We start from the raw sequence: 13,269 nt of genomic DNA on the forward strand, positions 1-13,269 counted from the left end.
GAAAAATATTACGTTGTATGAGTTTTAAGTTTTGGATATTTTCTAACCTTTCCTTCGACTGCCATACCAGTTTTTGAGTCAGATATAGTATCATAAAAAAATTAATTATTAGATGTAACTAAACTTTAGAATAATTCAAAAGTAAAAAGTCAAAATCTTACGTTTTATGAGTTTAAAACTTTGGAGATGTTCTAACCTTTATTTCCACTGCCATACCAGTTTTTGAGTCAGATATAGTATCAGAAAAAATTAATTATTAGATGTAACTAAACTTTAGAACTAGGGAACAGGAACCAGAGTTTTAAACTTTTTATATGTTGGGCGATCGCTTCCTCGGAAATAGCTGCGGGGAATTTCAAAAAGAAATTATCAAACTGATAAGAACTAAACTTAACAATAACCACCAAATAGTATTTCTTTGAAGCCAAAATTTGACAGTTCCAAACCAACTAATATGATTAAAATTAGTAGGAGGTACAAGGGGTTCAGACTGGTCATGGTAAAGGGTACAATTTTTAGCATAGGGACGTTGAGGAAAATTACAGGTATCATCAAAATGGTAGATACAGCTATTACACAAATATTCTTCTGTTTGAGTGTGATAAATAGGAATTCCTGGATGACCAAAAGCTTTAAGAGAAACTCCACAATGGGGACAAGCGATCGCCTGACTATCAATTGGTTGATGACAACGAGGACAATTTGACATTTTGATTATGCTAGATATGTTAAATTCAACAACTTTTTTCATCTACAGTTTAAATTTGTAGCTTAATTCTAAGTTAGTTGCTCGTTGATACCTATAAATATGGAAATAGGAAAAAATATGAATAATACTGAAAATCTACTTAAACAACTTTTAATGATAGGCATTGGTACAACTTCCCTGGTGGCCGAAAAAATACAGGAAGTCACTAACCAATGGGTTAAAGATGGTACTATCAACCCAGACCAAGCTAAAACTTTCGTTGATGATATAATGCAGCAACTTAGGTCAGAGCAAGGAAACTGGGAAACTCAGATGCAGCGACAAATGCGGAATGTCATGCAGGATATAGGTGTTCCTCGTCAATCGGAATTGGACGAACTCCGGGGTCGTTTGGACCGTTTGGAGCGTCAGATCCGAGATTTAGAAAATCGCAATTGGCGTTAGATGAATTTAGAATTTAGAATTTAGAATTTAGAATTCAGAATTCAGAATTTAGATTTGCAGCAGTGATTAAGTTTGAGAGGCGTGAGTTAGAATTTAGAATTTAGAATTCAGAATTCAGAATTTAGAATTTAGAATTTAGATTTGCAGCAGTGATTAAATTTGAGAGGGGTGAGAATGTCCTAACTTCCCTGATGAGTGCTATGTCATTTAACAATATCTGGAATCTTAGTTAGAGTTAAACTTTCATATTAATTTTTGGTTTTTGACTTAATTATATGGAAGATTGATTTTAGTATCAAATATTATAGTTATTAACTTTTCAGTTGTTACGTTCTGTTTTTTCTGTTTGATTTTTTTCAAAAATACAAATTAGAGAAAATGGGAGGTTGTTTAGAATGTTTATAAAGTTAGCTGCGAGATTGGAAAAATTACAACTGACGCTAGTGTAGCTGCAAAATATAGTAGTTATAATTTAAACTTCAACTGATAATTTTTGACTTTTAACTTAAATTAGGAGGATTAATTTTGCGAGGAATTATTATTAGTCTGGCAGTAGTAATATTCTGTGGTTTAGTTTTGATTGTTGCTCAAATCACAGGTTCGGAAAAAGGAGCAGTTGCTTCTCAAAATACACCAGGTACTATAAATTCTACTGAAGTTCAGGAACAAGTGGCAGAAAATATTATGACTGAAAATAACGAAGAAACTATTACTACTGAATCTGGTCTTCAGTATGTGGTCTTGAAAGAAGGAGATGGCGCTACTCCTAAAAAAGGTCAAACAGTTGTGGTTCACTATACTGGAACTTTAGAGGATGGTTCTAAGTTTGATAGTTCTCGCGATCGCAATCAACCTTTCCAATTTCCAGTTGGTGTAGGTCGAGTTATTAAAGGTTGGGATGAAGGGGTCGCTAGTATGAAAGTAGGTGAACGTCGTAAGTTTATTATTCCACCAGAATTAGGGTATGGTGCTAGTGGTGCTGGTGGGGTTATACCTCCTAATGCTACTCTGATTTTTGATGTGGAATTATTGAGAATTGCTGGATAAATTCAGCATTCAGCATTCAGCATTCAGCAATTATAATTATTAAAAGGGGATAGAGACTTGTTCTCTATTCCCTTTATATATTCTTTAATTCCTAAAAATTATATGTCAAATCTCACAGTTAAAGACTTAGAAATATTGCAAGGTACTCTTGATAAATTAGATTTAGATTATCAATTAGAATTAGATGAAGGAAAGATATTAGTCATGGGTCCGTCAGATATTATTTCTAGTGAAGTTGGTGTTCAGTTAATTAGATTATTAGGTAATTGGGTTTACCCACGTCGTCTCGGACGTTTGTTTGATTCTAGTGGTGCTTTTATTCTTCCAGATACTAATTTAAAGGTTCCTGATGTTTCTTTTGTTCGTGCCCAACGTTTGAAAAAAAGTGTTCGTTATTTTGGGGAATTAGTGCCTGATTTAGTAGTAGAAATTAAGTCTCAAGGTGACAGAATTAAACCTTTAAAAAAGAAAATAAAGAAGTATTTGGAATTAGGAGCGGAAGTAGGAATATTGATAGACCCTTTAATCAGTTATCAGTTATCAGTTATCAGTTATCAGTTGAAGATTTTTTCTAGTTTTATCAAAATAACAAAGTCAGAATTTAACTTCTAACTTCTGATTTCCTTAATAATTAGCTTGATATGTCTAAATTCAATTTATCTTACACTCAATTTTTTCGACACAAATTTAACCGACTGATTTCGATTAGTTTATTTATACTAACGTTAACTATTATATTGTCTTGGAGTTGGATATTACCTAGTTATACTCAGACACCTACTCCTAATATTAAAAGTCGGGAAGTTATTATTCAAGAAATTAAAGATTATGCCGAACGTCATGTTGAAAATGATAAGGCGATGGATAGTAGGTTAATGATTGATTTATATGAGAAAAATTCTGTGGGTTTAACTACTCCAGAAATTACTAAAATTTATGAGGAAGAATACACAAAACTGAAAGAGGCAAAAGATAGTAATCTCTGGGAAAAAATAAATGACGATCTATTTTATGGGTTGGGATGGTTTGCTGCTTTAGCACTTTTGATTCTGTTAGTTTTTAAGCAAGCTATAGACAATTGGGTAACTCATTTCATTAATAGCTTTGGGAAATGGTTATACAATCAAATTTCTGGTTTTGAATTGTTTTGGAATTTCTCTCTAAAACGCTATAAAAAAGGTCTCATTAATAAACACGAACCACTAAAAATTCCTTTTCGTCCTCATAGTTCTTTAAGTCTGCAAGAAGTTTATGTGGATTTGCAATTCTTGGAAAAAGCTAATAATGAACCAATTAATTTTTCTGAGATTAAAAATATAATCGTTTGGCTATTAAGGGGCAACCTGGAGCTGGAAAAACACTTTTATTAAAATATCTTGTTCTCTCTTGGGCGAGGGAAAAATTAAATAGTTCCTCTAATGAGTATGTGCCGATTTTATTGGAGTTATATCGCCTCAATGAAATAGAAATTTCTGGCCTCAACATCGAAGTCTTAAAACAGAAATTAGTAGAAGCTTTAGATAGGGATGATTTTCCTAAAGCTAATTCTTTTGTCGAACAAAGTCTGGAAAAAGGCAAATTATTTCTGTTATTTGATGGATTAGATGAAGTGAAAAGTTTGATTCGTACTCAAGTTGTACAAGCTATTAATGACTTATTAGATAAGTACGATAAATGTCGAGCGATTATTACTTGTCGGGCAGCAGTTTATCACAATGATTTTGCTGAGTCGGTGGATAAAACTTTAGATATTAAAGAATTTAGCGACAGACAAATGCGACTTTTTTTAGAAGCATGGAAATCTGAAATGCCACCGGAAAAATCTATCGATCAACTCATACAAACTTTGAGGGATAGACCGTTAATTATGGAATTAGCTAGAAATCCTTTAATGTTGACTATTGTTGCTCATCTTTATACTCAACCTGCTTTTGTTTTGCCTCAGTCTCGGTCAGATTTTTATCAAGAATCTACTCATATTTTATTGAATCAATGGCAGAATAATTTTAATCAATATAAGGAGAGCGCTCATAAGCGGAGAGTACTACAACATTTAGCTTTATTTGCTCAGGATAATGCTAGTAAACAACAAAAGGATGACTTAAGTTTGGATTATCAAATTGTCTTGGAACAAATTCAAAAAGTTTTACCAGATTTGAATCTCAATCCTGAAACAGATACTCAACCAATATTAAGATAAATTGTGGAACGTAGTGGATTATTATTGGAAATTGAGAGGGGAGATAAATATCAGTTTGCTCATTTAACTTTGCAAGAATATTTTGCAGCAACAGCTTTGAGAGATAGAGAAAATGAGTTAATAGAAAGGTTTAAAAATGACCCGGAACGTTGGCGAGAAACGGTGAAACTTTGGTGTGGGTTTGCGGGGAATAGTACAAATTTAATAGAGGTTATCTATCAGGAAGATTCTCCGACAGCTTTTGAATGTTTAGCGGATGCTCAAGAAGTTTCTCCTATTTTAGCAGAGAGAATTATTGAAGAATTTAAGGATAAATTGGCAGAAGCAAATTCTGATGAAAATTTAGCTAGAGCTTTTGGAGCAGTTGCTTCTGATGTTCGGGATAGAGGTAGGGGAAAAGTTGTTTTTGAGTTTCTAGAAAATGCTTTGAATAATTCTGAATCTCTGGAAGTTCGTCAAGCATCTGTTAAAGCATTATCTAAAACAAATTTGCCACAAGCAGCGGATATTTTGTTTAGGTATTATGACGATATTAATTTCGTGGATGCTCGTCAAGCAATTATTAATATGGGAGATATTGCAGTTTCTTTATTAAGGGGTTTGGCAGAGAAAGGTTCGGAAACGGCAATGAAGAATTTAGTGAAAATTGGTACTCCCTATGCTAGAGAAATTTTGGAAGGTTTATTAAATCATTCTGATGAAAGTATTCAGATATTAGCCGCTTTAAATATTGCCGAATTTACGAGTCTAAATAATTAGGTGTTTTAGGAGCGAGAAATATGGCAAAATTTGACGATGAGTTTAATTTAAAAGATTGGGAATGGATAGCAGTTCCTTTTCCGCCGTCGGAAAGAGAGAGTATGGCAAGGGTAGCTTGGTCTATTTGTTGTAGATGTACTCCTAAAGAAATTTCTCGATATAATAATCTCGATCCAAGAATAGTAATTCCTTTGTGCGCGATAGTATTGCTTGATAAAAAATATTTTTTACAGTTAAAAAAGTTTGCCAAAGAAAAAGAAATTGGTAACTATAGATTCACACAAGAATTCATTAATCTAGCAATTAATTCGATTGATCCTAGCAAAAAGTGGCTATCTCTATTTAAAACTTTAGACATAGAGTTACAATCTTCCTTGCTATATGGTCTCATAAAATACCGTTCTCCAGTTCGTGATGACTGGCGTAATATCTTTCTAGATATACAACCTATTCTAAACATAGAAATTGAACTTTTACTAAAATTGTCTTTAATAATATATTTAACAACATTACATTTATTTATAGTATCATTTTTACCTATTTTGCGTGTGGAATATCTTTATTTAAGTTCTATACTTATAGTTCCTTTGATTGAAGATGAAGAACTCAGTTTCTTAACATATATTATCCTAACTATAAATTTGTTATATGCTCTAGATTTACGATTTATTTTTTCTAATAAAATAACTTTATTAATTTCGGTGCTCATGTCAGTGCTTTGCTCAATTTTATGGATTATTTTATGGATTGACGAACAAAAACAACAACGCAAAGACACTAACCCGCTAAAAAATATTTTAAAATCTGATAGTTTAGCAAATTTGATAAATTTAACTCAGAGGAGAATCAGAAAGTAAATATTACTATTGGGAAATGAAAATTACTACTATGAAGATATTGTTTGATTTAACTAACTTTCCCAAAATATTGAATAAGTGATCGCTCTTTAAATCTCACTCTTTATTTATTCCTAAAATCTAACTTTCTTTGATATATAGAAATAGCGATCGCCCTCAAAACTATACTATCTTTAGTTGAATAAAAAGTCATGCGTATAGGCGAACAACCCCTTATATGTTTTATATTATCACAAAAATTGTGAGGATGGAACCGAAAATTCTTTGACGCGGCGATTTTTTAGAAGCTTCATAAAATGAAAACATTGGTGCTTTTCCACGCTAGTAGGGATGGATGGAAAAATTTAATCAGGGAAAAACAACCTTTTCTTGGAGCTTCACGAGATGAAAATATTTTTGGTATTGCTCCGGGAAAAAAAATGGATTGAGCGATCGCTCTCTAACATTTCATCCTTTAAAAATTGCTAATTTATATAGAAAGCTGATAACTGATAACTGATAACTGAAGAGGCGATCGCCCTCGAAACTATACTATTTATAGTTGAATAAAAAGTCATGCGTATAGGCAAACAACCCCTTATAGTACTTACTATATCATAAAAATTGCGAGGATAGAACTGAAAATCTTTTGACGCGGCGATTTTTTAGGAGCTTCATAGAATGAAATATTTTGTGGTTTTCCACTCTAGGAGGGATGAATGGAAAGATTTAATCAGAGAGAAACAACCATTCCTGAGTGCTTCACAAGATGAAAATATTTCTGATATTGCTCCTGGAAATAATTCCTCAATATTTGATTGTCTTTGAGCATGGAAATTACGTTGAATAAAAAGTCATACTTATAGGCGAACAAGCGCTTATAGATTTTATGATATCAGAATTTTTGTGAGGCAGCAACCGAAAATCCTTTGAGGCGCCGATTTTTTGTGCGCTTCATAGAATGAAAGTGTTGGCAATTTTCCACTGAGGAGGGATGGATGGAAAAATTTAATGATGGGAAAAATGGATTGAGCGATCGCTAATAGATGACTGCCGAAAGCTGATTATAGGAGCTTCACAAGATGAAAACATTGATGGCATTGCTATTGGGAAAATTCTGAAATATTGAAAAGTCTCTATAGACTGGGAAATTTAGTTGAATAAAAAGTCATGCGTATATACGAACAACCCCTTATAGTTTTTATGATATCAGAATTTTTGTGAGGCAGCAACCGAAAATCCTTTGACGCGGCGATTTTTTCAGAAGCTTCAGAGAATGAAAATGTTTTTACCTTTCCACTGAGGAGTTACTAGATAAAAAAGAGCGATCACTTTCTAAGATTCACACTTTTTATTTGACGCGCTGAATTTTTTTGAGCTTCAGAGAATGAAAATATTGGTGGTTTTTCAATGAGCAGAGATGGATGAAAAGATTTAATCAGGGAAAAACAACCGTTTATTGGAGCTTCACAAGATGAAATTATTTCTGATATTGCTCCTGGGAAAATTCCTGAATATTCGATTGTCTCTGAGCGTGGAAATTACGTTGAATAAAAAGTCATGCGTATATACGAACAACCCCTTATATGTTTTATATTATCACAAAAATTGTGGGGATGGAACCGAAAATCCTTTGGCGCGGCGATTTTTTATGAGCTTCATAAAATGAAAATATTGGTGCTTTTCCACGCTAGTAGGGATGGATGGAAACATTTAATCAGGGAACAACAACCTTTGTGAGAGCTTCACAAGATGAAAACATTTCTGGTATTGCTCCTGAGAAAATTCCTGAGACTGATAACTGGTAACTGAAGAGGCGATCGCTTTCCAATCTTTCATTCTTTTAGTGCACTCTAACTTTCCTCATAACTGATAACTGATTTATCTGTTCCCTGTTCCCTGTTCCCTGTTCCCTCTTATTGCCAAATTTCTAAACTTAGTAAACTGGGGGTCAAACAATAACTTAACCGTACCAGTTGGCCCATTCCGATGCTTAGTAATAATCACCTCAGCAATACCCTGGTCTGGAGTATCTGGGGAATAATACTCATCCCGATAAAGCATAATAACTAAATCCGCATCTTGTTCAATAGAGTTATGAACAACAATCTCATTCGCCACAAAATTATGTAAACCAGGCACAGTTAAGTCAAAAACCTCTGCCTCACCATCTGGTCTTATTTCCACAATTTCATCCCAATTAACATCAATTTGAGTAGGTTTTTCCCACTCAGGAGACTTAACTACAGACCCTAAATTTCCACCATATTTTTGCCCAAAATCTACTTGAGACAGAAATTGCCCACAATACAATATTGAATATTTAAGCATTTTTTGGTTCAAAATAGCAAGAGAATCCCCAATATTCAGAGTATTTAACTGTTTCCAACCCCCCATAGAAAAGAAAGGATGATTAGCCGTTGCCCTAATCAATTTTCCTGAAGAAGTTTGCAAAGAAAATATAGGTTTAACCCCAGTAGAAAAAACCCTACTAACAATAGCCGACTCAAATTTCCTAGTATTTTCATTCAACGCCAAAACAGCAAAATTAGACTTACCAACCAGACGATAAATAGGAATTTGTTTACCATCAGCTAAACAAATTAAAGTATCCCCAGTCAAACAACCAGACTCTCTTAAGTCAGACATCATAGGTCTTTTATTAGTTCGAGACTCCACACTTCTACTAAGTTGAGACAAAGCAATAATCGGTACCGAAAGTTCTCGCGCCAAACCCTTCAAACTCCGAGTAATTCTTGCCAACTCCAACACTCGATTATCAGTATTACTCCCCTCCATTAACTGTAAATAATCTAATAAAATTAATCCTAACGCCCCACCTTGTTCGCTTTGTAATTGTCTGACTTTTGAACGAATTTCATTAACAGTAATATTAGGAGTATCATCAATAAAAATTGGCATCTCAGCAAGATTACCAATAGCGGAAGTTAAAGGTTCCCATTCACTCTGACTAATTCGCCCAGACCGCAATCTATTACTTTCAATTCTTGCTTCACTTGCTAATAGTCTTAATACCAATTGTTCCTTAGACATTTCTAGGCTAAAAATTGCTACTGGTAATTTGAGATTAGCTGCAATACTATGACCAATATTTACAGCGAAGCTAGTATTGTGAAGGCAAATATCATTAGCTACAAAATTATGAGTTTCTGGTATGGTCAGATCGTATACTTGTTTTTCTCCTACTGGTTCTATAGAAACAATTTCATCCCAGTAAATATCGCTATTTTCTAAATGCTCTGTGCAGAAATGCTCTGGTCTGACTAAATTTAATCTGTCTGAGTAAAAATCCAGATTTTCTGATGGAAGATTTCTCATATCTGTCAGAATATTTTTCCCATAGATAGTATCAGTAGTAGTTAAATTATCGGCATTTTTATCTGACTTTCTTTTGACAGTTCTACTTTGGAGCAACTGATTTTGAGATTCGACAAATTTTTCCACCAGACAGACCAATTTCTTCCAGAAAATTCCTGTATTTTCTAATTGCCCGCTCCAGGAATTCTCTGGTCTGACTAAATTTAATCTGTCTGAGTAAAAATCCAGATTTTCTGATGGAAGATTTCTCATATCTGTCAGAATATTTTTCCCATAGATAGTATCAGTATCTGCCAGAAAATTTCTTCCACATATAGTATTAGTAGTAGTTAAATTCTCTGAATTTTTAGGAGAGGTTCTTTTCCTAGCTCTACTATTTACCGACTGACTTTTAGATTCAGCAAATTTTTCCATCATACTCACCAATTTCTTCCAGAAAATTCCTGTATTTTCTAATTGCCCGCTCCAGGAATTCTCTGGTCTGACTAAATTTAATCTGTCTGAGTAAAAATCCAGATTTTCTGATGGAAGATTTCTCATATCTGTCAGAATATTTTTCCCATAGATAGTATCAGTAGTAGTTAAATTATCGGCATTTTTATCTGACTTTCTTTTGACAGTTCTACTTTGGAGCAACTGATTTTGAGATTCGACAAATTTTTCCACCAGACAGACCAATTTCTTCCAGAAAATTCCTGTATTTTCTAATTGCCCGCTCCAGGAATTCTCTGGTCTGACTAAATTTAATCTGTCTGAGTAAAAATCCAGATTTTCTGATGGAAAATTTCCTATATCTACCAGAATATTTTTCCCATAGATAGTATCAGTATCTGCCAGAAAATTTCTTCCACATATAGTATTAGTAGTAGTTAAATTCTCTGAATTTTTAGGAGAGGTTCTTTTCCTAGCTCTACTATTTACCGACTGACTTTTAGATTCAGCAAATTTTTCCATCATACTCACCAATTTCTTCCAGAAAATTCCTGTATTTTCTAATTGCCCGCTCCAGGAATTCTCTGGTCTGACTAAATTTAATCTGTCTGAGTAAAAATCCAGATTTTCTGATGGAAGATTTCTCATATCTGTCAGAATATTTTTCCCATAGATAGTATCAGTAGTAGTTAAATTATCGGCATTTTTATCTGACTTTCTTTTGACAGTTCTACTTTGGAGCAACTGATTTTGAGATTCGACAAATTTTTCCACCAGACAGACCAATTTCTTCCAGAAAATTCCTGTATTTTCTAATTGCCCGCTCCAGGAATTCTCTGGTCTGACTAAATTTAATCTGTCTGAGTAAAAATCCAGATTTTCTGATGGAAAATTTCCTATATCTACCAGAATATTTTTCCCATAGATAGTATCAGTAGTAGTTAAATTATCGGCATTTTTATCTGACTTTCTTTTGACAGTTCTACTTTGGAGCAACTGATTTTGAGATTCGACAAAATTTTCCACCAGACAGACCAATTTCTTCCAGAAAATTCCTGTATTTTCTAATTGCCCGCTCCAGGAATTCTCTGGTCTGACTAAATTTAATCTGTCCGAGTAAAAATCCAGATTTTCTGATGGAAGATTTCTCATATCTGTCAGAATATTTTTCCCATAGATAGTATCAGTAGTAGTTAAATTATCGGCATTTTCATCTGACTTTCTTTTGACAGTTCTACTTTGGAGCAACTGATTTTGAGATTCGACAAAATTTTCCACCAGACAGACCAATTTCTTCCAGAAAATTCCTGTATTTTCTAATTGCCCGCTCCAGGAATTCTCTGGTCTGACTAAATTTAATCTGTCCGAGTAAAAATCCAGATTTTCTGATGGAAAATTTCCTATATCTACCAGAAGATTCTTCACACAAATAGTATCAGTAGTAGTTAAATTATCGGATTTTTCTTTGGTCTTGACTTTTCCATTTCTACCCTCTGCTCTAAGACATCTATATTTGGCAAACTTTTCCATTACAACAAGAACTTTATCCCAAAAAATCTGAGTATTTTTTAGTTGCTCAACCCAGAAATTATCCTGTCTGAGTACATTTAATCTGTAGGAATGTAAATCTAGATTTATAGATGGAAAATTTTTCATATCTGCCAGAATATTTTTCCCGCAGAAAGTCTTAGTAGTAGTGAAATTATCGAAATTTTCCTCGGTCTTGACTTTTCCATTTCTACCCTTTGCCTCAATAAATTTAGATTCGCCAAACTTTTCCATCACATCAACACTTTCATTCCAGAAAATCTGAGTATTTTCTAATTCCTCAACCCAGGCATTTTCGTTTCTGAGTAAATCCAAACTTTCTGATGGAACACTACCAATATTTGCCAGAAAGTTTTGTCGAAATAAGGCATCAGTAGTAGTTAAATGCTCGATTTTTTTCTCTGTATTGACTTTTCTATTTTTGCCCTGTTCCGAAATCATTATAGATGCAGCAAATTTTTCCATCACAACAAGAACTTTATCCCAGAAAACCTCTGTATTTTCTAATTTATCAACCCCAAAATTCTCCTGTCTGACTAAATTTAATCTGCTAGAGAGTAAATCTAAGTTTTCTAATGGAAAATTACCAATATCTACCACCAAATTTTTGACTGATACTTTATCCGTAATAATTAAATGCCACAAATTTTTCTTCGTCTTTCCTTTTCTATTTTTACCCTCTTCAACCTTTTCAATAGCAGCAATAATTCCAAATCTGAGTAAAAGATGTTGTACTTGCCTAACCAACTTTTCACTCACCACATAATAACCAAAACATACTCCCCTGCTCTCCAATATTTTTACCCATCCATCCTGGGAAAATAAATATCTAATGAATAAAGCTAATTGTGACTTTTCTAATTTAAAGACAATAGGAAAAAGACATAAATTCTCAGAATCAATCAGAGAAACAAACTGATTTTCTGGAAGAGTTTCATCACCAAAAATATCTAACCGACGGGGTACAGCTATTTTTTCTCCTACCTGCAATTTTGCCAAAGGTTTCCAACCGTTTACCGTTAGAAAAGGATGAGTAATTGTCGTCTCTACAAATCTTCCTGATTTTGTCGTTACTCTAAAAACTGGCTTAATTCCATCATCAATAAAAGCAGAAGGTTTAGTAATCTGAAACTTCCAATTTTTGCCTAGAGTTAATAACTCCGTTTCTTGCCTTTGATAAACTTCTGTCAAAGTAATTAAACTGCCATCTTTTTGCAAAACTAAAGTATCATAAGCAGCACATTTTCCCATTGACGGACGACCAGCAACAATAATTAAATCCGAACGTTGAAAACCTCCAGTCATCGCATCCAAATCGTAAAAACCACAAGCAAGACCAGGTAAAGCAATTCCCTCATTTCTATCTTCAATTTCCTGAAAAGTATTGATTAAAGTCTCAGAAATAGGAACTAAATCTTGTTGTGGTTTATCCTGAGTCAGAGCAAATATTTTTTGTTCAGCTTGGTCAAGAATAGTTTTTAATTCAGTAGCTGTTTGAAACCCTAAATCAAAGATTTCATTTCCCGCTTGAATTAATTTTCTGCGGATATATTTATCAACAACTAAAGCAGCATATTGGTCGATATTAACTGCCGAAACAGTTCGTTCTAATAGTTGAACTATTTTTACTTGCCCGCCAATTTTTTCTAATTGATTATAGTCAGTAAGCCAACTGGTAACAGTCATTAAATCCGTAGGTTTGCCCTGATTATAAAGTTGCCACATTGCCTTATAAAGAATTTGATGAGCTTCAATGGCAAAAAACTCTGGACGCAATAACTCTGTTACTCGACTAATAGCTTCTGGATCGAGGAGAATACCACCTAAAATAGCTTCTTCCGCTTCAATATTTTGGGGAGGTAGGCGATCGCTAGACATCTATGATTTACCTACAATTATTTAAAATTTATTTGAAAAGGGAATAGGGAGTAGGGACTGGAGTTTAAATTACTCTG

General features: G+C 33.7%; 12 protein-coding genes. 9 read left to right on the top strand and 3 right to left on the bottom strand.

Annotated features, from left to right (window positions below; all coding sequences use genetic code 11):
• Positions 1-355: 355 nt before the first annotated feature.
• Entirely contained in the window at positions 356-709 is a 354-nt protein-coding gene (locus tag SAGCYANO_RS27710; RefSeq protein WP_202223013.1) for a zinc ribbon domain-containing protein, read from the bottom strand.
• Between the two features lie 117 nt (positions 710-826).
• Here SAGCYANO_RS27710 and SAGCYANO_RS27715 point away from each other — a divergent pair, with 117 nt between their 5' ends.
• From SAGCYANO_RS27715 to SAGCYANO_RS27750, 9 genes are all read left to right on the top strand, one after another.
• Positions 827-1,153, top strand: coding sequence for a phasin family protein (locus SAGCYANO_RS27715; protein ID WP_202223014.1), 327 nt, complete (start codon positions 827-829; stop codon positions 1,151-1,153).
• A 525-nt stretch (positions 1,154-1,678) separates the two neighbouring features.
• Entirely contained in the window at positions 1,679-2,200 is a 522-nt protein-coding gene (locus SAGCYANO_RS27720) for an FKBP-type peptidyl-prolyl cis-trans isomerase (protein ID WP_202223015.1), read from the top strand.
• A gap of 102 nt (positions 2,201-2,302) precedes the next feature.
• Entirely contained in the window at positions 2,303-2,812 is a 510-nt protein-coding gene (locus SAGCYANO_RS27725; protein WP_237396762.1) for a Uma2 family endonuclease, read from the top strand.
• 29 nt (positions 2,813-2,841) lie between these two features.
• Positions 2,842-3,570: a hypothetical protein gene (locus SAGCYANO_RS27730; protein WP_202223016.1), complete on the top strand. Its 729-nt coding sequence runs from the start codon at positions 2,842-2,844 to the stop codon at positions 3,568-3,570.
• Complete coding sequence (locus SAGCYANO_RS27735; RefSeq protein WP_202223017.1) at positions 3,525-4,400, top strand: NACHT domain-containing NTPase; 876 nt, start codon at positions 3,525-3,527, stop codon at positions 4,398-4,400. Before SAGCYANO_RS27730 ends, SAGCYANO_RS27735 begins: the two co-directional genes overlap by 46 nt.
• Before the next feature lie 3 nt (positions 4,401-4,403).
• Complete coding sequence (locus tag SAGCYANO_RS27740; RefSeq protein ID WP_202223018.1) at positions 4,404-5,159, top strand: HEAT repeat domain-containing protein; 756 nt, start codon at positions 4,404-4,406, stop codon at positions 5,157-5,159.
• 20 nt (positions 5,160-5,179) lie between these two features.
• The gene (locus tag SAGCYANO_RS27745) at positions 5,180-6,016 is read left to right on the top strand and encodes a hypothetical protein (protein WP_202223019.1); all 837 of its coding nucleotides are present in this window, start codon (positions 5,180-5,182) and stop codon (positions 6,014-6,016) included.
• A 296-nt stretch (positions 6,017-6,312) separates the two neighbouring features.
• Positions 6,313-6,444 carry a hypothetical protein gene (locus SAGCYANO_RS48135; RefSeq protein WP_255502730.1) on the top strand — a complete coding sequence of 44 codons (132 nt, stop codon included), beginning with the start codon at positions 6,313-6,315 and terminating at the stop codon, positions 6,442-6,444.
• Between the two features lie 232 nt (positions 6,445-6,676).
• Entirely contained in the window at positions 6,677-6,823 is a 147-nt protein-coding gene (locus SAGCYANO_RS27750; protein ID WP_202223020.1) for a hypothetical protein, read from the top strand.
• An 885-nt stretch (positions 6,824-7,708) separates the two neighbouring features.
• Here the strand turns inward: SAGCYANO_RS27750 and SAGCYANO_RS48140 are convergent.
• Together SAGCYANO_RS48140 and dnaB are read right to left on the bottom strand one after the other, a co-directional pair.
• Positions 7,709-7,834 (bottom strand): hypothetical protein, encoded by a 126-nt coding sequence (locus tag SAGCYANO_RS48140; protein ID WP_255502731.1) that lies wholly within the window; start codon positions 7,832-7,834, stop codon positions 7,709-7,711.
• A 42-nt stretch (positions 7,835-7,876) separates the two neighbouring features.
• A complete protein-coding gene (gene dnaB, locus SAGCYANO_RS27755; RefSeq protein WP_202223021.1) occupies positions 7,877-13,192 on the bottom strand; it encodes a replicative DNA helicase in 5,316 nt (1,771 codons plus the stop codon).
• Between the last annotated feature and the right edge of the window lie 77 nt (positions 13,193-13,269).

This window comes from Okeania sp. KiyG1 (genome assembly GCF_014132355.1).
In the GTDB taxonomy this organism is placed as follows: Bacteria; Cyanobacteriota; Cyanobacteriia; order Cyanobacteriales; family Microcoleaceae; genus Okeania.

What these genes read in the sequence shown, in the direction of transcription:
- SAGCYANO_RS27710 (WP_202223013.1), bottom strand. Translation starts at nt 709, where the DNA reads ATGTCAAATTGTCCTCGTTGTCATCAACCAATTGATAGTCAGGCGATC.
- SAGCYANO_RS27715 (WP_202223014.1), top strand. Translation starts at nt 827, where the DNA reads ATGAATAATACTGAAAATCTACTTAAACAACTTTTAATGATAGGCATT.
- SAGCYANO_RS27725 (WP_237396762.1), top strand. Translation starts at nt 2,303, where the DNA reads ATGTCAAATCTCACAGTTAAAGACTTAGAAATATTGCAAGGTACTCTT.
- SAGCYANO_RS27730 (WP_202223016.1), top strand. Translation starts at nt 2,842, where the DNA reads ATGTCTAAATTCAATTTATCTTACACTCAATTTTTTCGACACAAATTT.
- SAGCYANO_RS27745 (WP_202223019.1), top strand. Translation starts at nt 5,180, where the DNA reads ATGGCAAAATTTGACGATGAGTTTAATTTAAAAGATTGGGAATGGATA.
- SAGCYANO_RS48135 (WP_255502730.1), top strand. Translation starts at nt 6,313, where the DNA reads ATGAAAACATTGGTGCTTTTCCACGCTAGTAGGGATGGATGGAAAAAT.
- SAGCYANO_RS27750 (WP_202223020.1), top strand. Translation starts at nt 6,677, where the DNA reads ATGAAATATTTTGTGGTTTTCCACTCTAGGAGGGATGAATGGAAAGAT.
- SAGCYANO_RS48140 (WP_255502731.1), bottom strand. Translation starts at nt 7,834, where the DNA reads ATGAAAGATTGGAAAGCGATCGCCTCTTCAGTTACCAGTTATCAGTCT.
- dnaB (WP_202223021.1), bottom strand. Translation starts at nt 13,192, where the DNA reads ATGTCTAGCGATCGCCTACCTCCCCAAAATATTGAAGCGGAAGAAGCT.